The organism is Actinokineospora alba (assembly GCF_004362515.1).
Taxonomy (GTDB): Bacteria; Actinomycetota; Actinomycetes; order Mycobacteriales; family Pseudonocardiaceae; genus Actinokineospora; species Actinokineospora alba.
The window spans coordinates 3,250,373-3,275,976 of record NZ_SNXU01000001.1; the positions used below are offsets into that span (position 1 = coordinate 3,250,373).

General features: G+C 69.4%; 22 protein-coding genes and 1 pseudogene. 12 read left to right on the forward strand and 11 right to left on the reverse strand.

All coding sequences use genetic code 11. The annotated features are described in order from the left end of the window. Nucleotides 1-98 precede the first annotated feature (98 nt). The 6 genes from C8E96_RS14975 to C8E96_RS14995 all read left to right on the forward strand — a co-directional run bounded on the left by C8E96_RS14975 (nt 99) and on the right by C8E96_RS14995 (nt 6,840). Nucleotides 99-866, forward strand: coding sequence for a DUF1345 domain-containing protein (locus C8E96_RS14975; protein WP_091373722.1), 768 nt, complete (start codon nt 99-101; stop codon nt 864-866). 58 nt (nt 867-924) lie between these two features. Further along, entirely contained in the window at nt 925-2,538 is a 1,614-nt protein-coding gene (locus C8E96_RS14980; RefSeq protein WP_166658004.1) for an alpha/beta fold hydrolase, read from the forward strand. Nucleotides 2,539-2,735: 197 nt separating this feature from the next. Then, nucleotides 2,736-3,683: a phosphatase PAP2 family protein gene (locus C8E96_RS14985; RefSeq protein ID WP_228769839.1), complete on the forward strand. Its 948-nt coding sequence runs from the start codon at nt 2,736-2,738 to the stop codon at nt 3,681-3,683. 40 nt (nt 3,684-3,723) lie between these two features. Next, a complete protein-coding gene (locus C8E96_RS33300; RefSeq protein ID WP_166658005.1) occupies nt 3,724-3,876 on the forward strand; it encodes a hypothetical protein in 153 nt (50 codons plus the stop codon). Nucleotides 3,877-3,935: 59 nt separating this feature from the next. Further along, the gene (locus C8E96_RS14990) at nt 3,936-6,326 is read left to right on the forward strand and encodes an HAD-IC family P-type ATPase (protein ID WP_091373729.1); all 2,391 of its coding nucleotides are present in this window, start codon (nt 3,936-3,938) and stop codon (nt 6,324-6,326) included. A gap of 157 nt (nt 6,327-6,483) precedes the next feature. Continuing rightward, nucleotides 6,484-6,840: a DUF5684 domain-containing protein gene (locus C8E96_RS14995; protein WP_091373732.1), complete on the forward strand. Its 357-nt coding sequence runs from the start codon at nt 6,484-6,486 to the stop codon at nt 6,838-6,840. A 48-nt stretch (nt 6,841-6,888) separates the two neighbouring features. Here the strand turns inward: C8E96_RS14995 and C8E96_RS15000 are convergent, their stop codons facing one another. Both C8E96_RS15000 and C8E96_RS15005 read right to left on the reverse strand, forming a co-directional pair. After that, nucleotides 6,889-8,193, reverse strand: a complete 1,305-nt coding sequence (locus C8E96_RS15000) for a sensor histidine kinase (RefSeq protein ID WP_091373735.1) — start codon at nt 8,191-8,193, stop codon at nt 6,889-6,891. After that, on the reverse strand, nt 8,183-8,893 hold the full coding sequence (locus C8E96_RS15005) for a response regulator transcription factor (protein ID WP_091374265.1): 711 nt from the start codon (nt 8,891-8,893) through the stop codon (nt 8,183-8,185). Before C8E96_RS15005 ends, C8E96_RS15000 begins: the two co-directional genes overlap by 11 nt. Before the next feature lie 102 nt (nt 8,894-8,995). Between C8E96_RS15005 and C8E96_RS15010 the strand changes: the two genes are divergently transcribed. Then, nucleotides 8,996-9,412, forward strand: a complete 417-nt coding sequence (locus tag C8E96_RS15010) for a hypothetical protein (RefSeq protein ID WP_091373738.1) — start codon at nt 8,996-8,998, stop codon at nt 9,410-9,412. 82 nt (nt 9,413-9,494) lie between these two features. Here the strand turns inward: C8E96_RS15010 and C8E96_RS15015 are convergent, their stop codons facing one another. Together C8E96_RS15015 and C8E96_RS34640 are read right to left on the reverse strand one after the other, a co-directional pair. Next, nucleotides 9,495-10,664: a hypothetical protein gene (locus tag C8E96_RS15015; protein ID WP_091373741.1), complete on the reverse strand. Its 1,170-nt coding sequence runs from the start codon at nt 10,662-10,664 to the stop codon at nt 9,495-9,497. Between the two features lie 189 nt (nt 10,665-10,853). After that, nucleotides 10,854-11,036: a helix-turn-helix domain-containing protein gene (locus C8E96_RS34640; RefSeq protein WP_407642625.1), complete on the reverse strand. Its 183-nt coding sequence runs from the start codon at nt 11,034-11,036 to the stop codon at nt 10,854-10,856. Between the two features lie 20 nt (nt 11,037-11,056). Between C8E96_RS34640 and C8E96_RS15025 the strand changes: the two genes are divergently transcribed. After that, nucleotides 11,057-12,088: a LysR family transcriptional regulator gene (locus tag C8E96_RS15025; RefSeq protein WP_091373747.1), complete on the forward strand. Its 1,032-nt coding sequence runs from the start codon at nt 11,057-11,059 to the stop codon at nt 12,086-12,088. Here the strand turns inward: C8E96_RS15025 and C8E96_RS15030 are convergent. Together C8E96_RS15030 and C8E96_RS15035 are read right to left on the reverse strand one after the other, a co-directional pair. After that, nucleotides 12,081-13,685: an alpha/beta fold hydrolase gene (locus C8E96_RS15030; RefSeq protein WP_091373751.1), complete on the reverse strand. Its 1,605-nt coding sequence runs from the start codon at nt 13,683-13,685 to the stop codon at nt 12,081-12,083. The two genes, C8E96_RS15025 and C8E96_RS15030, sit on opposite strands and share 8 nt — an antisense overlap. 217 nt (nt 13,686-13,902) lie before the next feature. Continuing rightward, complete coding sequence (locus tag C8E96_RS15035; protein ID WP_091373755.1) at nt 13,903-14,544, reverse strand: response regulator; 642 nt, start codon at nt 14,542-14,544, stop codon at nt 13,903-13,905. 288 nt (nt 14,545-14,832) lie between these two features. Here C8E96_RS15035 and C8E96_RS15040 point away from each other — a divergent pair, with 288 nt between their 5' ends. Beyond that, nucleotides 14,833-15,138, forward strand: a complete 306-nt coding sequence (locus C8E96_RS15040; protein ID WP_091373759.1) for a gas vesicle protein K — start codon at nt 14,833-14,835, stop codon at nt 15,136-15,138. Nucleotides 15,139-15,197: 59 nt separating this feature from the next. On the opposite strand, the gene C8E96_RS15045 is transcribed toward C8E96_RS15040, so the two are convergent. The 4 genes and pseudogenes from C8E96_RS15045 to C8E96_RS34650 form a co-directional block, all read right to left on the reverse strand. After that, nucleotides 15,198-15,401, reverse strand: a complete 204-nt coding sequence (locus C8E96_RS15045) for a hypothetical protein (protein ID WP_091373762.1) — start codon at nt 15,399-15,401, stop codon at nt 15,198-15,200. A 207-nt stretch (nt 15,402-15,608) separates the two neighbouring features. Then, on the reverse strand, nt 15,609-16,121 hold the full coding sequence (locus C8E96_RS15050) for a hypothetical protein (protein WP_091373765.1): 513 nt from the start codon (nt 16,119-16,121) through the stop codon (nt 15,609-15,611). A gap of 74 nt (nt 16,122-16,195) precedes the next feature. Beyond that, nucleotides 16,196-16,804, reverse strand: coding sequence for a helix-turn-helix transcriptional regulator (locus C8E96_RS34645; protein ID WP_407642678.1), 609 nt, complete (start codon nt 16,802-16,804; stop codon nt 16,196-16,198). 1,613 nt (nt 16,805-18,417) lie between these two features. Next, a pseudogene (locus tag C8E96_RS34650) lies at nt 18,418-18,918 on the reverse strand (ATP-binding protein); the annotation flags it as partial. A gap of 197 nt (nt 18,919-19,115) precedes the next feature. On the opposite strand from C8E96_RS34650, the gene C8E96_RS15060 reads away from it, so the two are divergent. Both C8E96_RS15060 and C8E96_RS15065 read left to right on the forward strand, forming a co-directional pair. Beyond that, nucleotides 19,116-20,714 (forward strand): S8 family peptidase, encoded by a 1,599-nt coding sequence (locus C8E96_RS15060; protein WP_228769840.1) that lies wholly within the window; start codon nt 19,116-19,118, stop codon nt 20,712-20,714. Between the two features lie 32 nt (nt 20,715-20,746). Next, the gene (locus C8E96_RS15065; protein WP_228769841.1) at nt 20,747-22,540 is read left to right on the forward strand and encodes a trypsin-like serine protease; all 1,794 of its coding nucleotides are present in this window, start codon (nt 20,747-20,749) and stop codon (nt 22,538-22,540) included. 483 nt (nt 22,541-23,023) lie between these two features. Here C8E96_RS15065 and C8E96_RS15070 read toward each other — a convergent pair whose 3' ends face one another. Beyond that, nucleotides 23,024-24,595 (reverse strand): S8 family serine peptidase, encoded by a 1,572-nt coding sequence (locus C8E96_RS15070; protein ID WP_091373773.1) that lies wholly within the window; start codon nt 24,593-24,595, stop codon nt 23,024-23,026. A 246-nt stretch (nt 24,596-24,841) separates the two neighbouring features. Between C8E96_RS15070 and C8E96_RS15075 the strand changes: the two genes are divergently transcribed. Continuing rightward, the gene (locus C8E96_RS15075; protein WP_133794479.1) at nt 24,842-25,582 is read left to right on the forward strand and encodes a zinc-dependent metalloprotease family protein; all 741 of its coding nucleotides are present in this window, start codon (nt 24,842-24,844) and stop codon (nt 25,580-25,582) included. Nucleotides 25,583-25,604 lie beyond the last annotated feature (22 nt).

Genomic DNA, 25,604 nt, shown 5'->3' on the forward strand with positions numbered 1-25,604 from the left:
TGGCGGGTATTTCCAGCCACCCGACTGTGTGACACCTCCTGGTGGCGACTATCAGTGGGGCGAGTCGATGTGCTCGCCTTGGCTGGTGCAATATCTGGATGGACCAAGAGGGGAAGCGTCACGCCGACGCATCATTCTTCGGTCACCAGATCAAACCTCCTGGAAGGATTATCACAAATGACACAGATCGCCGCGGGAATCGTGGTGGCGGCGTCATTCGTGCCGAGGCTGGGAGCGGCGCGGTGAAATGGCTCTCGCTGGTGTTCTCGCGCATAGTCGAGGGCGCACTGCTCGCGCTGGGCGTGGTGGTCTTCGTGACCGACGGCATCACCAGCATCGCCGCGCTGGCGTTGTGGGACGTGTTGGCGGTGGTCTACCTGGTGTCCCGCGTGCGGCGGGTTACCCGGGCCGATCGTCAGGGCGGCTCGTCGGACTGGCTGGGATCGATGCTCGGCAAGCGCATCGGTCTGCTGTTCACGCTGTTCACCAGCTTGGTCGGGATCACCGCCGGGCTGATGATCGTGATCACCGATGTCCCGGCGGAGGAGCAGGCCCTCGCCAAGGCGTTCGCGGTGCCCGCGGTGTTGTTCGCCTGGGCGATCCTGCATTTCGGGTACGCCGAGCGGTACGCGCAGGCTTATTACGCGGCCCTGCCCGAAAAGATTCTCATCTTTCCGAACACGCCTGAGCCGAACTTCCGGGACTTCGCGTATTTCTCGTTCACCCTGGGCACGTCGTTCGCCGTGTCCGACGTCGAGACGAACGCCTCCCGGGTGCGGTCCAAGATTTTGGCGCACAGCGTCCTGGCGTTCGTGTACAACACCGCGACGCTGGGTGTCGCCATCGGAGTTATCACCGGCAAGTGATCTCCAAGATCCACAAAACCAGACAAACCAACGAACAACCATGTCGGGGAGACATTCAGTGTCACGTAAGAAAGTGATAGCGGGAGTGACGGCGGTCGCGAGTGGGGCCGCACTAATCACGGTCATCAGCGTGGCGGGCACGGCGAACGCCGCCACGCTCGCCTGGCAGCCCTGCGACAACGGTCTGCCCATGGAGTGCGCCAGTGTCAGCGTGCCGATGGACTACAGCGCCCCGGATGGCGAGCAGATCAGCATCGCGATCAGCCGGGTCAAGGCGACCGATCCGGCTCGGCGGCGGGGTGTGCTGTTCACCAACCCCGGCGGTCCCGGCGGGGAGGGCTTGATCTTTCCGTTGAACTACGTCGACCTGCCCATCGGCGCCGTCTACGACATCATCGGCATCGACGTGCGCGGTCTCGGCGCCGCGACCAAGCTGACCTGCACCGAGCCGAACACCGACGACCTGCAGCAGGGCACGGTGGGCACCTCCAGGCCCGCCGACGCCGACTTCGCGACGATCGCCGAGATCGCGCGGCGGACCGAGGCCGGGTGTGTCACCGGCGGCGGGGCGTTCCGCAAGCACGTCAACACCCCGAACACCGCCCGCGACCTCGACCGCATCCGTGAGGCCCTCGGCGAGGAAAAGATCAACTACCTCGGCGTCTCCTACGGCACCTGGCTGGGCGCGGTGTACGGGCAGATGTTCCCAGAGCGCCTCGACCGCAGCGTGCTCGACTCGTCGCTGGACCCGACCAAGACCTGGCAGGACCAGAACGACGACACCATGGCCTCGACCAAGGGCAACTTCGACGCGTGGGCGAAGTGGACCGCCGCCCGCGACAGCACCTTCCACCTCGGCGACACCGCGTGGGAGGTGCGGGACGCGATCGACACGATCGCGGCCGTGGCCGCGCAGCGCCCGGTGGCGGGATTCGAGAACCAGACCGCGTTCGACGCGGGCGTCGGCGAATCCACCCGGTACCGGCTGTCGTGGGCGCCGTTCGCCAAGAACATGGGCGCCACGCTGGCCGAGGTCAACGGCAAGCAGCCGGACCCCGCGCTGGCGGCGAGCAACAAGCGGGCCGCCGACGCCGCCCGGCAACTAGCGGCCGCCGAGGACGGTGGCGTGTCCGCGGCGGTCTACCAGACCGTCACCTGCGACTGGGACTGGTCGACCGACCTGGACAGCTACTACCGCGACATGCGTTGGTGGCGCACGTTCTTCCCGTACGGCGGCACGGTGAACACGGTGCAGCCCAACAACTGCGCGTTCCACCAGCGCGACGGCGAGGAACTGCCCCGGGTCGGCCGCGCCGAGTACGCGCCGGGACTGGTGTTGGGCGCCGAGGGTGACACCCAGACCGCGTTGGCGAACAGCACCGTCATGGCCCGCACCCTGGGCAGTTCGCTGATCCGAGTCCACAACGACGGCACGCACGGCGTGTACGGCCCCGGCGACGCTCCGATCAAGCCCAACACGTGCGTCAACGACAAGGTCAACGCCTACCTCGTCGACGGTGTGCTGCCTGCCCACCGGACGACCGACTGCGAAACCGCCAACCCGCCCGCCGCTGTCCCGGCCGACGGTCATGGGTTGCCGGGCTCGGTGCTGATCCCGGACCTCGGCGAACTCATCGAGCAGATCCTCGCCACCGTCCTGCCCCGACGCTGACCCGTTGACTGCGGGATCCCACCCAACTTCCCCGTGGGTGGGATCCCGCACCACCATCCGATCGAGAAGGCGTTGAACACCTACCGCCGGCGCCGCGCATGGCAGGCCGGATCGTGGGCCGTGACCTGATGGACCACCTCGACACCTGGCTGTATTGGCAAGACCACGCCGCCGATCCAGTGACACCAAGGAACCCAGTGCAGACTTCAACCCCCACACCGGTGAACGCGCCGATCCGGTGGATCATCACCGGCGTGCTCGCGCTGATCGCGCTGATCGGCGTCTACCTGCTCGCGATCTGCACGCGCACCGGGCAGGCATGGGAGAACGCCGCGCTGCGCGGCGCCGACCAGGTCGACCCGGAGACCCTGGACACCGCCCGAAACGACCTGGGTGAGATCACGACCTACACCCTGGCGGGCGCGATCCTGCTGGTGGGCGTGGTCGGGCTGCTGCGCCGCCGGGTCGACCTCGCGGTCGCGGGCATGGGGCTGATCATCGTCGGACTGGGCATCACCGAGGTCCTCAAGCGGTTCGTCCTGGTCCGACCGGAGCTGCTCGAGACCAGCGGACATTACGCGCACAACAGCTTTCCCAGCGGCCACACCACCATCGCGATGACCGTGCTGCTGGCGCTGCTGATCGTCGTCCCCTACCGATGGCGGGGCGTCACCATGTTCTTCGCCACCCTCTATGCCCTGGGCATCGGCGCGCAGACGGTCACGGCCAAATGGCACCGGGTCAGCGACACCCTCGGCGCCGACGCCGTCGCCCTGCTCTGCGCCTGCGCCGTCTCGTGGTGGCTGATGCGCCGCGGCCGCATCATCCGCCACACGGGGCGCCCCTTGGTGTCCCGCACGATCATCGTCACCTTCTGGGCCCTCGCGCTGGCGTTCGTCGGCGCGGCGGGCGCGATCATTCTGGACGCCACGGCGAACCAGGGCGACCCGGCCCAGTTCGACGCCACCGCGCTGGACAACGCCTACCTGGCGGCCAACGCACTCGCCATCGCCGGATCCATCGCCACCTTGCTGATCTTCTGGGGCTTGTGGCGCAGGCTGGAGATCCCCGCGAAAAGCACTGGAACCACACCGATTCCCGACCAGGAACCGGCGGGATGGCCCGTCCATGCCGGTCACCTGTGACGATCGACAGGCCATAGTGGACGCTGCCAGAGGAGACGCCATGGACTTGCTTTTCCTGGTGCTGCGGACTGCCGGGATCGCGGTCGTCGCGGGGATCACGCTCGCGGTGATCGTGACGCGATCGGGTGCGGGCACCTCGAAGGAGGTCTCGACGCAGGTGGGGGAAGCGGACCCGGTGGTGCGTCCGAAATAGACGGTGGTGGGCAGGTGTGCCGCCACTACAGCTCGCCCATGGATGTGGAGGCTCTTCTTATGTCAGCGGAACAGACCGTGGTCGTGCCGGAAACCGGGCTCAGCGCGGCCGAGGTCGCCCAGCGCGTGGCCGATGGCCAGACCAACGACGTCCCCACCAGGGCCAGTCGCAGTGTGTGGGACATCGTCCGGGCCAACGTGTTCACCAGGATCAACGCCATCTTCGGCGTCCTCTTCCTGATCATCATGTCCACCGGGTACTTCCTCGACGGCCTGTTCGGTGGCCTGATCGTGGCCAACAGCGTCATCGGTGTGATCCAGGAGGTGCGGGCCAAACGCACCCTGGACCGGCTCGCGATCGTGGGCCAGACAAAGCCGCGAGTCCTCCGCGACGGCGTGTCGAAAGAGGTCGCGCCCAACGAGGTCGTGCTCGACGATGTGATCGAGATCGGCGCGGGCGACCAGATCGTCGTCGACGGCGAACTGCTTTACGGCGAGGCCCTGGAGATCGACGAGTCCCTGCTGACCGGCGAGTCCGACCCGGTCGTCGCGGGCCCCGGCGACCCGGTGCTGTCGGGCAGCTTCGTCGTCGCGGGCGGCGGCGCCTACCGGGCCACCAAGGTCGGCCGCGAGGCGTACGCGGCCAAGCTGGCCGAGGAGGCCAGCAAGTTCACCCTGGTCGACTCCGAGCTGCGCAACGGCATCAACAAGATCCTCAAGTTCATCACCTACCTGCTGGTCCCGGCGGGCGCCCTGTCGATCTACAACCAGCTTTCCGGCGACCAGGCGCTGCCGGAGGCGCTGCGCGGGATGGTCGCCGCGCTGGTGCCGATGGTCCCCGAGGGCCTGATCCTGATCACCGCGATCGCGTTCGCCGTCGGCGTCACCCGGCTGGGCAAGCGCCAGTGCCTGGTCAACGAGCTGCCCGCGATCGAGGGCCTGGCCAGGGTCGACGTGGTGTGCGCGGACAAGACCGGCACCCTCACCGAGAACGGGATGCGGCTCTCGGAGACCCGCGTGCTCGACGGCGACGAGTCGGTGTCGTTCGCGCTCGCCGCGCTGGCCGCCGCCGAGCCGCGGCCGAACGCGAGTCTGCTCGCCATCGCCGAGGCCTACCCGGACGACCCGGGCTGGGAGATCTCCGACGTCGTGCCGTTCTCGTCCGCGCGCAAGTGGAGCGGCGTGAGCTTCGCCGACAACGGCAACTGGGTGCTTGGCGCCCCGGACGTCCTGCTGGCCGCCGACAGCGCGGAGCGCGCTGTCGCCGAGCGGATCGGGTCGACGGGTCTGCGAGTGCTGCTGCTGGGCCGGTGCGCGCTGCCGGTGTCCTCGCCGGACGGGCCGGGGGAGGTCGTGTCCGTGGCGCTGGTGGTGCTGGAGCAGAAAGTCCGGCCGGACGCCAAGTCCACTTTGGAGTACTTCGCCGAGCAGAACGTCACGGTGAAAGTGATCTCCGGAGACAACGCGCTCTCGGTCTCGGCGGTCGCCGGATCACTCGGCCTGCCCAACGCGGGCGACGCGGTCGACGCCCGCACGCTGCCCACCGACCCGTACCGGCTCGCCGAGACCGTGGCGGCGGGAACCGTGTTCGGGCGGGTCACCCCCGCGCAGAAGCGGGCCATGGTCGGGGGCCTGCAATCGAAGGGCCACACCGTCGCGATGACCGGCGACGGCGTCAACGACGTGCTGGCGCTCAAGGACGCCGACATCGGCGTCGCCATGGGCGCGGGCAGCCCGGCCACCCGCGCGGTGGCGCAGATCGTCTTGCTGGACAACAAGTTCGCCACCCTGCCGCACGTCGTCGCCGAGGGCAGGCGGGTGATCGGCAACATCGAGCGGGTCGCGAACCTGTTCCTCACCAAGACGGTGTACTCGGTGCTGCTGGCGCTGATGGTCGGCATCCCCGGGCTGATCGGCTTCGACGCGCTGCCCTACCCGTTCCTGCCTCGACACGTGACGATCACCGGCTGGTTCACCATCGGCCTGCCCGCGTTCGTGCTTTCCCTGGCCCCCAACAACGAACGCGCGCGCAGCGGGTTCGTCGCCCGCGTCATGCGGATGGCGATCCCGGCAGGCGTGGTGATCGCGGTGGCCTGCTTCGTGTCCTACGTGCTGACGTATCCGGGTGCGGGTGCGAGCCAGACGCAGATCGTGCAGGCCGGCACCACGGCGCTGATCACGGTGATCGCGCTGGCGCTGTGGGTGCTGGCGATCGTGGCGCGGCCATACACGTGGTGGAAGGTGACGCTGGTCGCGGTCATGGCCGCCGCGTCGGCGCTGATGTTCGTGCTTCCGTTGACGCAGCGGCTTTTCCTGCTCGACCCGAGCAATGGCGCGTACACGTGGATCGCGGTGGCGTGCGCGGGCGTCGGTATCGTGCTGATCGAGGCGTCCTGGTGGATCGGTGCCAAGCTGCGCGGCGAGAAACCCGCGTTCCTGCCGGAGAACTAGCGCGCGGGCGTCCGCCTGTGTGGGCTTGGCCGGGTCCAGCCACTTGGCTGGACCAAGTGGACGGTCGGCGGATACTTTCCTTGCCGCGGCACCAATACCCTGGCAAGTACCGCAAAGCCACCTGTCGGCTCGCGGATTTGCTTTGTCAAGGAGAATCATGGAATCGGAATCCACCGCGTACACAGTGGTGAGCCTCGTGCTGGCGATCATCGCGATCGCCGGCCTGTGGATGGTGTTCAAGAAGGCCGGACGTCCGGGTTGGTGGGCGATCATCCCGATCGTGAACGTGTTCGTGACGATCAAGATCGCGGGCCGGGCAGGTTGGTGGATCCTGCTGTTCCTGATCCCGATCGTCAACGTCGTGATCGCGATCATCGTCTCCATCGACCTCGCGAAGAAGTTCGGCAAGAGCGCGATGTTCGGTGTGTTCGGCCTGTTCTTGTTCCCGTTCATCGGCACCCCGATGATCGGCTTCGGCGACGCCCAGTATCAGGACGAACTGGTCGCGGCGTGAGTCGTTCGGTGTGAGTGGGTCCGCGCAGCGGGTCCACTCACACCGTGGTCACCTGGCGGTCGGGACGCGGAGGGTGAACCGGCTGCCCTGGCCCTCGGCGCTGACCGCTTCCACGGATCCCCCGCCCGCCTCGATGAGACCGCGGGTGATGGCCAGTCCCAGTCCGCTGCCGCCGCCGCCGCGGCTGCGCGACTTCTCGGCGCGGTAGAACCGGTCGAACAGGTGCGGCAAGTCCTCGGCGGCGACCCCCGGGCCGTTGTCGACGACGTCGACCCGGATGTCATCGTGTCCGGTGTGGACGGTGACGGTGACGTGGCCGCCCGGGTGGGTGTAGCGCACGGCGTTGACGACGAGGTTGCCCAGCGCCTGCCGCAGCCGCAATGGGTCGGTCACGGTCACCGCGGGTTCCGCGGTTACCGCGGACAAGGTGATGCCCTTCCGCGCCGCGGTCGGCTGGTTCCCGGCGACCACCCTGCGGGCGATATCGGTGACGTCGGTGGGTTCCGGGTGCAGGCGCAGCTGCCCGGCGTCGGCCATGGCCAGCACCGCGAGGTCCTCGACGAGCTGGTTGAGGTGGGCGGTCTCCTCGCGCAGTGAGGCGACCAGGTCGCCGTCCAGCGGGACGACACCGTCCTGGGCGGCCTCCAGGTAGCCGGTGAGGTTGGCCAGCGGGTTGCGCAGCTCGTGCGCGATGTCGGCGGTCATGCTCTCGCGGGAGCGACGGGCGGCCCGCATCGACGACGCCATCGCGTTGAACGCCGCGCCGAGCCGGGCGACCTCGTCGTCGCCGCGCACCTCGACGCGGGCGCAGTGGTCGCCCGCTCCCATGCGCTGTGCCGCCTCGGTCAGCAGGCGGACTGGACGGGTCACCCGGCGGCCGACGACCACCGTCAGCCCCGTGGCCGCGATCAGCACCGCCAAGGCGGTCAGCGCGGTGCGCAGCCAGCCGCCGTCGGAGAACGGGTCGAACCGGTCTTGGCCGCCGATGTGCAGCCACGCGGGCACGACGCCGTCGGGTTCCAACCGCGCCACCGGCCCGCCGGACAGGGCTGGGGCGTTCGGTGCGGCCGAGTCCGCGATCACGCCCCGGTCGACCTCGATGAGCGTCACCCGCCTGCCGATCCGCTCCGCGAGGCGCCGGACAAGCGGGTCGACTCCGTCCCAGCTTCCACGTTCGGCGGCGAAGACGAGCAGCTCGCCGTACACCTGGGAGTCCGTCTCGATCGACTCCGCGTACTCGTGCTGGAGTCGCCTGCCGGTGTCGGCGGTGGTGAGCCAGGCGGTGGCGGCGACCGCCAGCACGGCGACCGCCAGCGACATTCCCAGCAACCGCCGGACCAGGCTAGGGCGCACCGTCTTCCTCCTCGGCGAGTTTGTAGCCCACCCCGTAGACGGTGAGGATCACCGTGGGCCGCGCCGGATCGTCCTCCAGCTTGCGGCGCAGATTCATCACGTGGACGTCGACCGTGCGGTCGAGCACGTAGTGGTCGAAGCCGAAGGCGCGGTCGATGAGCTGCTGGCGGGTGAACACCTTGCCGGGTTCAGCGCACAGCGACGCGAGGATCCGGAACTCGGCCGCTGTCAGTTCGACCGGCGTCCCGGCCCGGCTCGCCTCGTGCCGCCGGGTGTCCACGGTGAGCGACCCGACCCGGTGCACCCCGTCGTCCGCGGCGGCGGACCGCTGCGCCCGGCGCAGCACCGTCCGCACGCGCGCCGCCAGTTCACGCGGGCTGTACGGCTTGGTCAGGTAGTCGTCGGCGCCCAGGTCCAGCGCCAGCAGCAGGTCGTCCTCACCGGTGCGCGCGGTCAGCATGATGATCGGCAGCTGCGCCGTCGACTCGTCGGCCCGCACGATCCGGCACACGTCGAGCCCGTCGACCCGGGGCATCATCAGGTCCAGCACCAACAGGTCCGGCCCTCGCCTGCGCACCTCGTCGAGCGCGGCCCGCCCGTCCGGGGCGATGACCACCGAGTGCCCGTCCCGCTCGAGGTACCGGCGGACGAGGTCGGCCTGCTTGGGGTCGTCCTCGGCGACCACGATCCGTGCTCCCATGACCGACAGTATTGCCTGGTCGGACGGTGTCCGCGGGGTCACTCAGCGAACGCTGACAACGTCCTCATCAGTTCTTCATCAGTGCGCGCACACCATCGAGACATGCGAATCACCCGAATCACCCTCGCCCTGACCACCGCCTGCGCCGCCGCGCTGCTCACCGCCGGTATCGCTGTCGCCGGGGACGACACCCCCGCACCCCAGCCGCCCAAGGAGACGACCGCGGATCTCGGGGACCTGTGCAAGGCCCTCACCGACCCGGATTCCCTTCCCAAGGAGTTCACCGAGATCCCCGAGGAAGTCCGCAAGCTGCTGCCGCCGAACCACACCACCGTCCGCGAGGTCCACGTCGGCGGCACCTACCCGTCCCCGGACGACAAGGCGGCGTTCGAGAAGCACGTCGAGCAAGAGGCGGAGAAGGCCGCCGAGGCACACCCCGAGGGCCCGGAAGCGGGTGCCGACGTGGTCCACGAGCACGTCTACCTGCCCAGCCCGGAGGAGTGCAAGGCAGGCAAGTAGTCAGTGTGTCCACACAGGAACCGCCCGGTGGCCGGAAAGTCCGGCCACCGGGCGGTTCCTGTCGATCAGCCTTCCGCGGGAGTCACACCCCGAGTGGCCGCTGGTCCCGGTTGTGGAACTGGTCCACCTCTACGTTCGACGCGGTGTGCCATCGGGCCAGGTACTCGTCCCGCTCGGCCAGGCTGACCGCCATCTCCACGGTGAACGGATCGAAGAACGCCGGGCGGTACAGGGCGTCGGTGACCGTCGAGGTGATGAAGTACAGCGCGGAGAACGCCGCGATGAACAGCGACACATGCAGCAACTCGTGTGGGGCCGACAGCTGAACCCCGAACAGGTTTCCCGTGGTGAGGTCGCGCCCGCTCCAGGTCTTCATCAGGTCCTCTTTGAGCGCCGCGAGCCCGAAGAGCACGAAGAACACGAACATCACCATCGCGACGAGCAGCGCCTGCACCAACTGCGTCAGCACGAGGACCAGCACCATGTCGGCGCGTTCGGCCCGCCGCAGCGGAACCCGCTGCGGCGCGGTTTCGATGTGCTTGCGCAGCTCCTGGCGTGCGGTTGAGACCAGGAACAGGATGCCGACCAGCAGGAACAGGCCTACCAACAGCCACATCCGGGAGGTGCTGGCGGCCGCCGACATCTGCCAGACCTCGTTGGTGAGCAACCCGAACACGGCGAACAACAGCAGCAGCGGCAACGCGCGGGTTGTCAGGCTGCCGACCGATTTCAGTTGCTTGCCCGCCGAGCGGAGCGCGGATCCGAAGACCGAACCCGCTCCGATCAGCGTCAGACCCAGCAGGACCCCGATCAAGCCCACGCCGAACAGCACGCCGAACAGCAGGTCGGGGAGAGTCAGTTCCTCGCCGATGAGGGCCATCTCGAGCAGCGGGCCGAACGTGTAGACGCTGATCAACGCGATGGCGGTCGGGGTGCCGTCTCCCGCGACGACCCGTTTGCGCATCCAGCGCGCGGCCACCCAGGCGGCCACCACGGGGGCGACGAAGGCCGCGAACCAGAGGAGGTGGTAGCCGGCGAAGAGCAGGTCGGACTCCATCAGCCGTTCGAAGTGTTCCTCGGACTCACCGTCCAACACTTCAAGCGGGATGTTCAGCAGGTCCCAGGCGAGCAGGAACGCGATCGCGGGGATGATCCGGACCAGCAGCCGGTCGGCTCGGCCGCCGACGATCGAGGGGAGGCCTCGGGCGCGGAACCACAGTTCGGTGGCGCGCCGTTCGCGATCATCGTTCATGAGAGTGCGGGGTGTTCCTTCCAACCGGAAATGATCTTTTTGACCATTGTCCACATCCGAATCGGATTCGCATATATCCCGTTCGGTGATAGCTTCACTGTCGCGTCGATTCCGCCATTCGATCGCGCAGCTCGGCGAATCGTACGGCCACATTGCGCGCCCTGTGCACGAAGTGGTGGCCGAGATCGGTCAACACCATCGCATTATTGTCATGCCGAAACAATTTCCGCCCAGAGTTCGTTCGATTCTGCGCAACTGCGCACTCAGGGCGATCTGGGACATGCCCAACGCGGGTGCCGCCTGGCGGAGAGTGCCCAGGTCAGCAGTGGTGAGCACGATGACAAGATGTCTCATTTCCAAGCGCATTGCCATAAAGTACGCCAGTGGCCGGTATGCGTCTGGAATTGCGACATCTCCGAGTGGTCGGTGCGATTGCCCGCGCGGGCAGCATTCGCCGCGCCGCCGCGGCGCTGCTTATCTCGCAACCCGCGTTGCTCGGCCAACTGCAGCGCATCGAGGAGACGGTCGGCGGTCCGGTATTCGTGCGCAGCCGCACGGGTGTCGAACCCACCGAACTCGGCCGCTTTCTGATCGCCGAAGGCGGCTGTGTGGTCGACGAGTTCGACCGGCTCATCGCCGACACGCGCAAGCGCGCGAAGGAACAGCGCGCCTTGGGTATCAGCGCGATGCGGGACCTGGACTCCGCGACCCTCATCGCCACGGTCACCGAGTTGCTGCCCGCGCGCGAGATCGCGACCTGGCAGCTCGACTCGCTGCGGGCGGGCTTCGACCTGCTGGCCGCGGGAGACCTCGATGTCGCGCTGCTGTACCGGTTTCCGCACGGCACGCGGGCCCCGGACGCCGTGCGCCTGCTCGACGTCGTCACGGTCGAGCCCGCATTCGTCGGTCTCGCGGCGGATCACCCGCTCGCCGGACTCACGGAGATCCCGCTGGCCGCGCTCGCCGACGCGACCTGGGTCATCTCGGCGGCCGAGGACGACACCGGCAGGCTGGCAGGCTTCCACCGGGCGTGCGCGGGCGCCGGCTTCACCCCGCGGATCAGGCACTACGTGGGGGACTGCGACATGGCCATCCCACTGCTGCGCGGGGCGGGGTCGGTGGCGGTCATGCATCCGATGTGCGTGCCGCCGGACGGTGTGGTGATCCGGCCCATCGTGGGCAGTCCGCACTACCGGTCCATCACCATCGCGTGGCGCGAAGAGTCCACTGTGGACGATCTGGTCCCGGAGCTGCGCTCGCGGCTGGTGGAGAACTACCACCGGGAGGTAAGCCTGCGGCCGCATTACCGGCACTGGTGGGAGACGAACGTCGGCCCGCTGTCGGCGCACGCCCCGGAAGGCGCCACGGCCACCATCTGCGCCATGCCCGCGGCGCGGATGGTGGCCGTGCGGTCGGCTACTTGACGTTCTTGAGCAGTTCCTCGAGTGCGGGCGAGTCGCCCTTCTTGGCGGGTTCGCCGCCCGCGGAGTCCGGTGCGATGTCGGCGAGCTTGTCGGCGACGGCGGCGCAGGTGGTCCGGCGCTCGGGGAGCTTGCCGTCGATCAGGTAGGCGTTGACCGCGTCGTCGACGCAGGCGTTCTTACGCGCGCCGTAGTGGCCGTGGACGCCGCTGTTCTGGACGGTGATCAGCGGCATGTCGAGCTTGTCGGCCGCGGCGGCCCCGCCGCGGTATGCGGTCTGCGTGTCGCCCTCGGACTGCACGACCACGCCCGGCTGGTACCGGCGGTTCTTGATCTCGATCATGGGGTCGCGACCGGTGGTGAAGGAGCAGTTGTTGGGAGCCACGCTGTTGATCGCCTCGCCGTAGGGCGTCTCCGCGGCGACCTTGCGCATGTCGGCGTAGTAGTCCTCCTGGTTGGTCGGCCACGACCAGTCGCACAGGATGGCCTGGTAGGTGCCGTTGGGCTTCTCGTCCTGGCGCAGCGAGTTGCCCTCGTCGGGATGTGCCAGCTTGGCGAGCTGACCCGCCGCGTCGGCGTCGACGTCGCCACCGTCGAGCGCGGGCAGCAGGTCGCCCAGCGCCCAGGCGAACGCCGCCCACAGCGAGCGGTACCGAGCGCCCGTGCCGACCGCGCTGTCGAACGAGGTCACGTCGTCGAGGGCGCCGAGCTGCTTGTCCTTGAGCGTGGCGGCGAACCGGTCCAGCACGCCCTGCACGTCGGCCGGGGTGGCGCCGAGGTGGAAGGACTTGTCCCGGTCGGCGACCCACTGCTTCCAGGCTTGCACGTTCGCGTGGTGGGCCGCCACGTCGTCCTTCTCCTGGTCGCGCCAGGACTGGTTCGGGTCCTGTGTGGAGTCGAGGACGATGCGGTCGAGGTGGTCGGCGAACATCTCGCCGTAGAGCGGGCCGAGGAACGTGCCATAGGAGAACCCGAGGAAGCTGATCTTCTCCTCGCCCAGCACCCGGCGGATCAGGTCCATGTCGCGGGCGGTGTTCATGCTGGTGATGTGCTTGCGCAGGTCACCGCCGCCGCTGGCGCACGCGGTCTCGTCGCTCTTGGCGTGCTCGGTGTACTTGGGGAGGTCTTCCTCGGTCGGCCTGCTGGGCAGCGTCGGCGACTCGGGCCGCGGGTCGCAGAACAGCTGCGTGGACTTCCCGACACCGCGCGGATCCATGCCGATCGTGTCGTACACCGCGGCCGCGGCCTGACCTTCCAGCCCGAGCGCCAGGCTCAGTCCCTCCGCGCCGGGGCCGCCCGGGTTGGTCAGCAGCACGCCGCGCCTGCGGGCCTTGTCGCCCGCCTGCTTGCGGGCGATCGCGATGGTGATCTTCTTGCCGCCGGGGTCGCGGTAGTCCATCGGCACCTCGACGGTCGCGCACTCGGCTCCGCCGTCCTTGAGGTCCGCGTTCTCACACTCGCCCCACTTGAGCTGCTGGCGCGCGAGTTCGTCGAGGCCGTCGGGCTGCTGGGCCGGGCTCGGCGCGGGCGCCGACTCCGGTGTCGTGCACCCGGTAAGTCCTATCAGGACAGTGAGGGTGATGGCCGTCGAACGTAACATGGCTGGAGGTGTTCCTTTCGCGAGAAATCTGCGGCGAACGCAAGGAAATGCGCCGGGCGGTAGGGGACGAGCAGCCAGGTGGCTGGAAGTCCGGCCGGGTGGGGGTGTCGGTGGCGGCGAGACGTTGTTATCGTCGGTGTCGTCGCGAAAGTGCTTGAAAAGAAACAACAGTAGGTCGCTTAACTCGTTGCTCGTGATCAGGTGCGACGAGCCGCGATCACTTGACGAGGCCGCCGCGCTGCGCGACAAGGGCCGCCTGGACCCGGTTGCCCACGCCGAGCTTGCCGAGGATGGTGCTGACTTCGTCCTTCACCGTGCCCACGCTCAGGTGCAGCTTGCTGCCGATGATGCGATTCGACAGCCCGTCGGCCATCAGGGTCAGCACCATGCTTTCCCGTTCGGACAGCCGTGCCACGGGGGACGAGGCGCTCTTGTGCGCCTCGCCCGCGAGGAAGCCTTCCACCACGGTTCGCGCCACCGCGGGAGACAGGACGACTCCGCCCTTGGCCAAAGTGCGGACCATGTGGGGGAGTTGGTGCGGGTCGGTGTCCTTGAGCAGGAACCCGGCCGCCCCGGACCGCAGTGCGGTGGCGACGTACTCGTCGACGCCGAAGGTCGTGAGGATGGCCACGACCGGCGGGTTCGGCCGGCGACGGAGCTCGCGCAGAATGGTCAGGCCGTCCATGTCGGGCATCCGCAGGTCGAGCAGGACCACGTCGGGCGCGTGCTCGGCCACGCGGTCCAGTGCCTGTGCGCCGGAGGCGGTCGCCACCACGTCGATGTCGTCGGCCGCGCGCAGGATCAGCTCGAATCCCGAACGGACCAGCGCTTCGTCGTCCACGACGACAACCCGAATCATCTGTGCTCCTAGGCGTGGACGCAGGCGCCTCGCGTCCGGCGCCTGCTCTTGACCTCCGGTCACCGGGGTCCAGCCGGACTGTATCGGGCGGTTGCGCCATTCGGCGCAGTCCGACGGGGGGTTTGCTGATCCCGTTCGGCTATAGCTTTCGTGTTGACCCTGCGTGGCCCGCGTACTCGTTCACGAACCCGGATGTGCAGTGATGACCGAAATGCAGCGCCGTCCCGCCGCGGGCGTCCCGGACGACCGTGTGTCCCTTGTGGACCTGCTCACCGAGGGGGACCATCCATGACGCGCCATGATCCGTTTCCCCTCGCCGAGCGCATCGCGATGGACCCGGAATCCGCCGAACGCGGTTTGGCGAGCCTGGTGCTCACTGTGGTCGAACTGCTTCGGCAACTGGTGGAACGGCAGGCGATCCGGCGCGTGGACGGCGGCGACCTGACCGCGGCCGAGATCGAACGCATCGGCAGCACACTCATGCGGCTGGAGCAGGGAATGCGGGAGCTGTGCGAGCACTTCGACCTGACCCTCGACGACCTCAACCTCGACCTGGGCCCGCTGGGCACGCTGCTCCCGAATGATCGGGGGTGAGCAAACGCCGGGCGAAACGCCCGGCGTCGGCTGCTGATCGAAGGCGGTCCGGCCAGGACCTAGGACGCGCGCTTGCGTGCCTTGCGGGCGGCGCGTTTCGTCTTGCCCCACGTTCGGGATCCGGTGGCCTTCGCCTTGCCCGACAGCTTGCGCGCCCGGCCGCGGTTGGCCATCGGCTTGTTGTGCACCGCTTTGCCGATCCACTGCGTGATTCCGCCGGTCATCTGCTGCGTCCGGTAGCGGACCCGGTTCAAGATGCTCATTCTCTGCTCCCTCCGCTTCCATACGGACACCCCACGGATGCCCACCAACGCGTCCGGCTAACCCCTTGGCGCGCGGCTACTCCATTCGCGAGGTCGATCACCGCGAACGTGGCGGATCACTACGCCTTTCGCTGTCGGCACTGTGGTTCGGATTGCGCGAACGAGAATCCAGTGCCGTGTTCGGGGTGATCAGCGGATCGGGTCGGGCTACTTCGCGGCTTCGAGCACGTCCTTCATCGCCGGGATGCCCGCGTCGCACGGCATGTAGGACTTCTCCGGGCCCCACAACGCCTCGACCAGCACCTGGGCCCGCGTCGTGCCCACCATGAAGGCGACCTGGCAGGTGGTCTTGGTGTCGAACTCGTTCTCGGTGGGCACGCCGTCGATCAGGCGGTAGTGCTTGTCGTCGGGCTTGATGGACAGGACGCTGTCGTAGTCGGCCAGGACGATCAGCCTGGTGTCCTTCTTCTCCCCGAATACGCAGGCCGGGTAGTGGACCCACTTCTTGAGCACCCCGTCGGCGGGCTTCAGGCCCACGATCGCCAGCGTGTCCTCGGTGACCAGGGAGCAGAGGTCCTTGTCGTTGAGGCCCTTGGGCGCGGCAGGGGCCTCGGTCGGCTGGTTCCCGCCTGCGGAGGACAACGGGTCGCCCGCGCTGTCGCAGCCCGCCAGCAGGCAGGCGGCGGACACGACGGCGAGCGCGAGCGATGAGACGTTCATGGCGGCAAACGTACAGACCCGAGGGCCGCCTCGCGTCGCGGTCGGCCCATTTGGTCGCGACCAACAGGGTCGCCCTAGAGCGACCCGGGGACGTCGTGGCGGGATTTCACGCCGAGTTTCCGCAGCACCCCGGCGACGTGCTGTTCGACGGTGCGGCGGGACAGGAAGAGGATGTCGGCGATCTCCTGGTTCGACCGGTGCTGAACCAGGAGCGCGGCGACGTCCTGCTCGCGCGGGGACAACGCGCCGGGGCCGTTGCGGCGCCAGCGCCGGGTGTGCGCGGCGAGCCGTGGTCGCGCAGCAGCAGCCTGCAGCGGTTGGCGTCCCGGGTGGCGCCGAGGGTCTCGTAGGCGCCGACGAGGGCGATCAGCGCGCTGACGGCTTCGGCGTCGCCCAGCTTCAGCCGGATTCGGACCGCGTTCTCGCCGTGGGCGGTGGCCGCGTAGGTGGCACCGGTTCGGGCGGCGTGGTGGCGGGCGCGCTCGAAATGCCACAGCGCCCGCTCGTCGGCCTCCTCGGCGGCGGCCACCGCCCCCATCGCGGCGTGTGCGGCCGCGACCACCGCGGGCGCGCCCGGTCCGGTGGCCACCGCGGTGAGTTCCTCGGCCAGCGCGCGGGCGTCGGCGTGTCTGCCCGCGCGCAGCCAGGCCAGGGCGACGGCCGGGACCACCTCGCCGGACCACGTCCAGATTCCCTTGTCGCGGAACAACTCCATCGCCCGGTCGGCCTCCACGTCGGCGGCGGCGACCTCGTCGCGGTCGAGCAGCATGCGGATCACCCCGGCGCTCGCGGCGAGGACGACCGGGCAGATCCCGTCCTCCGGAACGTCCAGCCCGGTGCGGGCGAACCAGTGCTCCGCGGCCTGCCGGTCACCGGTCGCCGAGGCCAGCACGGCCAGCACCAGCGCGGCCTCGGCGCTGTTGGGCAGTGCGTCCGGATCGGCCGACAGGTGCGCCTCGGCCCGCTCGGCCAGCCCTGCCCACTGCCCGGTGTGCAGGTCCAACCGCAGTCCCAGACCCGCTCCGAGGGAGTCGTCGGAGAGCCGCCGCGCGGTCCGCAGGTGGGCGCGGGCCCGTGCGGCCTGGCCGGTCCAGGAATACCCGTGGGCGACGGTGAGGTGCGCGCGGGCCAAGTCGAGCCGGTCCTCGGGGGCGCGGACGCCCTCCGGCGGCCGCCGGACCGACTCCGGAACGGGCCCGTTCCCCGCGCACACCCGGCTCGCGGTGATCGACGCCAGCAGTGCGGGCCGGTCGCCCGCGAGCGTCCGCACCCCGCGGTCGGCCCACTCCCGGTGTTCGGCCAGGGACCGCGCCCCGAGCGCCGGGTCGGCCAGCACCGCCATCGCCCGCGCCGCCCGGTCCGGGCGGTCTTCCAGCTCACCGACGGCGAGCGCGAGTTCGGTCCGCCCGGCCTCGACCCCCTCGCGCCGCCGCACCAGCACCAGCCCCAAAGCCAGGCGCGCCTCGCCGTGGGCCGCCGTGCTCAGCACCGGGTCACGGACCAGTTGGTCCAGCCGCGCGGCGTCCCCGTGCCCCGGGTGCGCCGCCACTAGCCGGGCATAGCGGGTGGCGACGCGCTCGCGGAGGTCCGGGGGCAGCGCGGGTTCGTCGAGGACAGCGCCGAGCGCGGTGGCGGCTCCGTCCCCATCGGCGAGTTCGGCGTAGGTGACCCAGTCGGCGAACCGTCCGGCGAGGCGGGCGTGCTCGGCGAGGCGGGCGGGGGAGGCGACCGGGTCGTCGCGCAAGGCGCTCAGCGCTCGGGTGTGGGCGCGGCGCGCGTCCGGCCCGGCGAGCCCGTCGCGCACGCACCGGCGCACCGCCGCGGGCTCGACCCGGTACCGGTCGGTGCCGGATTCGCTCAGCAGCCCGGCGGCCACCGCTTCGGCCACCGCGGCCGCGGCTTCGCCGGACGTGGTCGCGGCGACCCGGGCGAGCACCGCGCACGGTGCCGCGTCGCCCACCACCGCCGACGCCACCACCACCGCGCGGGCGGTCGGGGACAGCGCGTCCAGCCAGGCCGCCGTGTCCAGCCGCATCGCCCGTGGCAGGGGGATGCGCGCCAACGACTGCTCGCCGGTCCGCAGCGAGTACGCCGTGGCGTGCTCCACCAGGTGCGGTCGGCCGCCGGTGTACTCGGGCAGCGCGGACAGAACCCGGCTGGTGGCCGCCGGGTCGACCGCCAGCGCCAGTTCCGTCACCGCGGCGGAATCCAGCCCGGACAACGAGATGACCCGCGCTCCGGGGAGATCCGGCCTCGACCATTGGGTGACGACCGTGGACAGCCGCACGGGCTCCTGGGCGACCAGGTAGCGCAGCAGCGCCCGGGTCCCGTCGTCGGCCCACTGCAGGTCCTCGATGACGAGCACCGCGGGCGACAGCGCGTCGAGCAGGTCGCGGACCGCGCGGAACAGCCGATGCCGCTGCGCCGCGGGGTCGGGCAGCGGCGGCAACGCCGCCGACAGGTGCGCGGCGAGCTCCGGCAGGTATGGCGCGAGGGCGCCGGTGACCGGGCTCGGCGTCCTCGTCGGCGGCCCGGCCTGGCGCAGCGCCTCGAACACCGCGCCATAGGGAAACACCTCGCCAGGGGGCGGCTGGCACACACCGCGCAGCACCGTGCGCGACCGCACCTGCCGGTCCGCCAGGATCTCCCGCACCAGCCGGGTCTTCCCCACCCCGGGCGGGCCGGTCACGCACACGGCCGACGGCGCCGAGAGCACGGCGCGAATCCCCGCACGGAGTTCCTCCTGCCGCCCCACAAAGGGAAGCCGCAGACCCTGCCACTCCTCGACCGCTGTCATGACCTCGAGCGTAAGCACCAACTGGGTGGGTAACGGCCCGGCGCAAAAATTGGGTACTACTACTCGTTTCACCACGGATGGTTGGGCGGGGACTGCGGGGGAGGGTGACTCGCAGGCGGCCGCCCGATCTACTCCACCCTGCTTGCGGCCGCCTCACCGTGCGGATGTCCGCGTGGTGTGGTGAATGGAGCACATCGATGGGTTTCAAACGACCAGTCCGGTTGGCGGTGATGGGCGTTCTCGCTTCGGGCGCGCTCATGGCCGCGGTGGTGCCCGCGTTCGCGGCGCCGTCCGCGCCGCCGGAGGCACAGGTGCGCGGTGCGGGGGCCCCGGGCACGGTGAAGGACAACTACATCGTTGTCCTCAAGGACGACGCCGGTCTCCGCGCGTCGGCGGCGTCGGTCGACACGACCACGCGTGACCTGGCGGCGAAGTACGGCGCCACCAGGAAGCTGACCTATACCGCGACCATCCTCGGTTTCTCGGCGACCATGCCCGAGCAGCGCGCGCGGCAGCTCGCCGCCGACCCGTTGGTCGCCTACGTCGAGCAGGACGGCATCGCCCACGGGTTCGGCGAGCAGCCGAACCCACCGTCGTACGGTCTCGACCGGATCGACCAGGAGTCGCTGCCGCTGGACAACAAGTACACCTACCCGAACGACGGCGAGGGCGCGACCGTCTACGTCGTGGACAGCGGTATCACCGGCAGCCACCCCGACTTCGGTGGGCGGGTCACCTCGGGCAAGGACTTCATCGACAACGACACCAACACGACGGACTGCCACGGGCACGGCTCGCACGTCGCGGGCACGGTCGGTGGCACCAGCCATGGCGTGGCCAAGAAGGTCAAGCTGGTCGGGGTCCGGGTGCTGGGCTGCGACAACAGCGGTGCCTGGTCGGGCATCATCGGCGGGTTCGACTGGGTGACGCAGAACGCGGGCCCCAACTCGATCCTGCAGGCCAGCCTCGGCGGGTCGACCAACACCTCGGTCGACGACGCCGCCAAGCGCGCCGTCGCCAAGGGCATCACCACCGTCCTCGCGGCGGGCAACAACGGCTCCGACGCCTGCACGTTCAGCCCGGCCCGCATCCCCGAGGCGATCACCGTCGCGGCGTCCAACGACAAGGACGTGCGGGCCACGTTCCCCAACGGCGCCATGTCGAACTACGGGACCTGTGTCGACCTCTTCGCGCCGGGCAACCTGATCACCTCCGTCAACAAGGACGGGGGAGCCAAGCAGATGAGCGGCACGTCGATGGCGGCCCCGCACGTCTCGGGCGCGGCGGCGATCTACCTGACCGCCAAGCCGGGCGGCAGCCCCGCGACGGTGGCCCAGGCGATCCTGGACGCCTCGGTGGCGGGCAAGATCACCAACATCGGCAGCGGATCCCCGAACAAGCTGCTCAACGTCACGAAACTGGGTGGCACCAACCCCGGCCCCGGCACCTGCGCGGCGCCGACCAACTCGACCACGACGGCCATCCCCGACGCGGGCGCGGCGGTCGAGTCCTCGGTGACGGTCAGCAACTGCACCGGCAACGCCTCGGCCACCACCTCGGTGAAGGTCGACATCACCCACAGCTACAGCGCGGACCTGCTGGTGGAGCTCGTCGGTCCGTCCGGCACGGCCTACACCCTGCAGCGGGCGGGTGGCGTCGGTGACGCGGGTGGCATCCACACCACCTTCTCCGTCAACGCGTCGTCGGAGACGAAGAACGGCACCTGGAAGCTGCGGGTGACCGACGTCTACCGCTACGACACCGGCTCCATCACCTCCTGGACGCTCACCCCGTGAGCCCGCGATCCACTGTGGAAGGAAAGAGCACCATGTTGAGATCCAAGCGGATCGCGCTCACGGTGGGCATGGCGCTGGCCGCCGCCAGCGTGGCCACGGTCGCCGTCGCGGCGACCAGCGGGGAGCAGAAGCGCGCGCCCCACGACCCGGGTCTGTCCTATGCGGACAACTCCCTCTCCACCTTCGACGGCGCGAGCGGCCAGTTCTACAACGGCCAGAACGCCACCGTGTCGGAGTTCCCGGCGGTTATCGCCAACCAGCGCTCTGAAGGCTCCCGCCCGATGAAGCAGTCCTGCACCGGCTCCGTGATCGGGCCGAGGCACATCCTGACGGCGGCGCACTGTCACGACCTGGCCGGCACGAAGACGTTCCTGTACGGCCTGGACGACCTCCAGGTCGGCACCGGCACCACGCTGACCACGAAGTCGTACGTGAAGCACCCCAAGTTCATCAACTGGGACCAAGGCTACGACGTCGCGGTCGTGACGACCAACGAGGACATCCCGCTGTCGCCGGACAAGTGGGCGAAGTACGCCACCTCCGCGGACGCGGGCATCTGGAAGGTCGGTGACACCGGCCGCGGTTACGGCTACGGCAAGAAGACCCACGACGACGTCCCCGCCGATGTCACGCTGGACAAGGCTGATCTTCCGATCGTCGACGGCACCAACCAGTGCCAGGGTGTGGCCGCGGGCTACAAGCTCGCGACCATGATCTGCGCCGGTTACCAGGACGGCCGCGTCACCATCCTGCCCGGCGACAGCGGCGGACCCTTCGTGGTCGGCGGCAAGATCGTCGGCCTGGCGTCGTGGAGCCGGTCGGACTTCCGCTGGTACAGCATCTACGCCCGACTCGACAACGACATGGGCGACTGGGTCAAGCAGCAGGTGGGCGACACCACGCCCGCCGAGTTCGGCGTCAGCGTCGACCCGGCCTCGCTGACGGTCGCGGCTGGAGCCAGCGGTTCCGTCGGGGTCAAGACCACTTCGGGCTCCACTGTGGAGGATGTGACCCTCTCGGCGACCGGGCTGCCGTCCGGTGTGACGGCGGACTTCCAGCCCGCCACGGTGAAGTCCGGCGACAGCGCGAAACTGTCGGTGTCCGTGGCGTCCGGCACCCCGGACGGCACGCATTCGGTGACGGTGAACGCCAAGTCGGCGTCCGGCGTGACCAAGACGTCCACGCTGTCGCTGACCATCGGCGCGGGAAGCCCAGGTGCTGACTTCGGCCTCGGGCTCAGCCCGGCGTCGGTGAAGGTGAACCCGGGCAGCACCATCTCCACCACGGTCACCAGCACGGTGGTCGGCGGCACCTCCGCCGACGTCACCCTGAGCGCCGGCGGACTCCCGTCTGGTGCGCAGGCGGTGTTCCAGCCCGCTTCGATCAAGTCCGGCACGAACGCCAAGCTGACGATCACCACCACCTCGAGCACGCCCGCGGGCAACTACTCGGTGACCGTGACCGGAACCTCCGGTTCGATCACCCGCACCGCGACGCTGGCCCTCACCGTCGGCGGCGGCGACCCACAGCCGGGTGGCCTCACCATCGCACTGTCGCCGTCTTCGGCGAGCACGTTCAAGGGCGGCGGAGCCTTCCCCTCGCTGACCATCACGGGCGCGACCACCCCGGTCACCCTGCGCGCGTCCGGCCTGCCGCCGGGCGGCACGGTCAACTTCCAGCCGGCGACGGTGAGCCCCGGCCAGCAGGCTTGGGCCCACATCGCCACGTCGTGGTCGACCCCGGCCGGGACATACCGGATCACGATCACCGGTACGGCAAGCGATGGGAAGACCGGGAGTGCGGTGTTCACGCTCACGGTGACCTAGCGGCTCCAGCAGGGAGGTAGGCGCTAGGCAGGGAACCGGGTGGGAGAAGTGCAGACTCCCACCCGGTTCCCTGCTCTGTGATGGAAGCCCGGTGGGGGAAGCACACAGACTCCCGCCGGGCTTCCTGCCGTGCGACAGAAACCGGGTGAGGGGTGTGCGGGTTCCCATCGGGTTTCTTGCTGTGGACCAAAACTGGGTGAGACCTACGGGCACACGACCCCCGGCTCGTTCTGGGAGAAGCTCTCCGCTCCCCAAACGCACGGGGCCCAACAGAACGGCCTGTTTGGGTGGTTCGCCTTGATTTGGGGTGAAATGGGCCTAAACTTCCGGCGCGGGTGGGTTTCACCTCCCCACCCTCTTTGCCCGCGCAGGCCCATTTCCGGGGTCCCCAAATCAAGGCGAACCACCCAAACAGGCACCCCCAACGCAGGCAAGAACCCCCGGCACCAAAGGCACCGGGGGTTCTGGCGAAGCGTCAGAGCATCAAACCGTCAAGCTCCAACTCTGGATCGTGCCGGTGTCATAGCGGTAGACATCCTGCACCCGCAGCTTCCAGTCACCGTTCTTCGTCTCCGAAGACAGATTGACCGTGTACGTGGCACGCACGTCATCGACGTGGTCAGCCGCGGAAGATTCCTTCAGCCGGTAAGCGGAACCGTCCGGCGCCACCAGCTCGACAACCAAGTCGCCACGGTACGAGTGGGCGACGGCGACCTCCACCTGCGCGGCGGACGACCCGCTACCCGTGCAGCCGGACACCGTGATGGTGCTGACGACCGCGCTGCCAGCGTCCGGAATGGACACATCGGTGTCGTTGGTCTGCTTGGCGCAGGTCGGGCCGGGGCCGGGGCCACCGGTGACGCCCTTGGTGTAGAGCAACTTGTTCGGCGAGCCGGTGCCCGCGTTGGTGACCTTGCCCGCGGTGGCGGAGTCGATGATCGCCTTGTTCACCTCGGCCTGGTTGGCGGTCGGGTGGCTCTGCAGGTACAGCGCCGCCGCACCGGTGACCAGTGGGGCGGAGAACGAGGTGCCCTGGTCCTGCCGGGTCGCGGTGTCGCTGCTGTACGCGGCGCCGGTGTTGCTGCCGCCGGGGGCGAACAGGTCGACGCAGGTGCCGATGTTCGAGAAGCCCGAACGGGAGTCGTTCTTCTCGGTCGAGGCCACGGTGAGGCCCTCGGTGACGCGCGCCGGGCTGTAGTTGCAGGCGGCCGCGCCGTTGTTGTTGCCCGCGGCGAAGACGTAGATGAAGCCCTTCTGGATCGAGGACCTGATCTGCTCGTCGCCGATGCCCGCCTCGTACTGGCCGAGGCTCATGTTGACCACCGCGGGCTTCTGCCCGTTCGCGTCGATCCACTCGACCGCGTCGATGACCAGGGCGTCCGGGCCGGAGTTGCTGCAGTCGAAGACCCGCAGCGCCACCAGCTTGGCCTTCTTCGCCACGCCGTAGGTCTTGCCGACGGACATGCTCGCCGTGTGCGTGCCGTGGCCGTGGCAGTCCTGGGCGACCGCGTCCTTGTCGAAGAAGTCGTATCCGTCCCTGGCCCGGCCCTCGAACTCCGAGTGGGAGACCCGGGTGCCGCTGTCCATGTTGTAGACGGTGACGCCCTCGCCGGTGGCGGTGTACTCGTACTTGGTGTTCAGCGGCAGGTCCGCCTGGTCCACCCGGTCGACGGTCCACGGCGCGTTGTCCTGGACGTCGGCGCCGCGCGCCGTCCCGGTCTCGTACACCGCCTTGACCGCCGGGTTCGCGGCCAGCCGCCTGGCCGCCCCCTCGGACAGGCCGCGCACCGAGAAGCCCTGAAGGGTCCGGCTCCAGGTGGACTGGACGGTGCCGCCGTACTGCGCCAGCAGGGACTCCGCCTTCGACTGGATCGACTCGGCACTGGCCCCGGCGGCGTCGTGCAGCCGGACGTTGTACCAGCCCTCGGCCCAGTGCTGCCGGGCCTCCACGACCTTGCCCTCCGGCGGAGCCGCGCCCGCCGCGGGCTGGAGCGCGGCCACCGCCGACGCCGCGGCCAGCGCTGCAAGCAGGGCGCGCCTGATGTTTCTGTTCATCTGGTTTGACTCCCTCGTCTGAGCGGCGAAAGCAGGGTCGTGACGTTCGGGTCGCCGCTCAAGACTTACCTTGCGGCCACAACGGACCTCGGCGCACGGGCCCGGGATTCAACGGGGGTACCCAATCAATGCGCGGCCCAGTGGATCCGTCCGCGCCGGTGGCTTCCGACCTGCCGTCACTTCCGCCGGACAGCCTCGTTGGTCGGGGTGGCGGGCGACCCCCGCCATCCGACCTCGGAGGTGCGCATGTTCCGTCGACTGACCCTCATCGCCGCCATCACCGCCGCCACAGCCGTCACCACGACCAACGGTCCCGCCACCGCTGACCCGGTCGTGCTGCCGGACATCGATGGCGGGCTGCTGTCCTGCACCCAGCTCGTTCCCCACGTGCTGTCCCTGGACAACACCCCGGTCCGCCTGGACCTGCGGATCCTGCTCGACGGCGCCTCCCAGAGCGAGGCACAGACGGCGGTGGCGGCCATGCGCCGCGCCTACGAGCCCGCGGGCATCACCGTCGCCGACTCCTACCAGGCCGTGTCGTTCACCGGTGTGGACGCGCCCGGCCTCAACCAGCAGGCCAAGGACTTCTATGGCGGCGCCAGGCCCGCGGGCATCGATGTCGTGTACACGATGACCACGAAGGACATCACCGCCGCGGGCGTCACCGGGAACAACGTGGCGGGCCTGGCCGACTGCATCGGCGGGGTGCGCTACCCCGACCGGGCCTTCGCCGTCGGCGAGGTCCACGGCGTCGGCACGCCGCTCCTGCCGATCCCGGTCAGCGACGGCACCGGCAAGATCCTGGCGCACGAGGTCGGCCACCTCCTTGGCGGACACCACCATTACTCCAGCCCCGAGGGGCTGCTCGCGTCCGACCCGAACGCGCTGACGCTGATGGGCCCGACACTGAGCCTGATCAGCCTGCGCTTCTCCACTCTCAACACCCTGATGGTCAAGGGCCACGCTCAGAGCTACGCGACTCCGTAGTGAGATCGCGCCGCCTGACCGG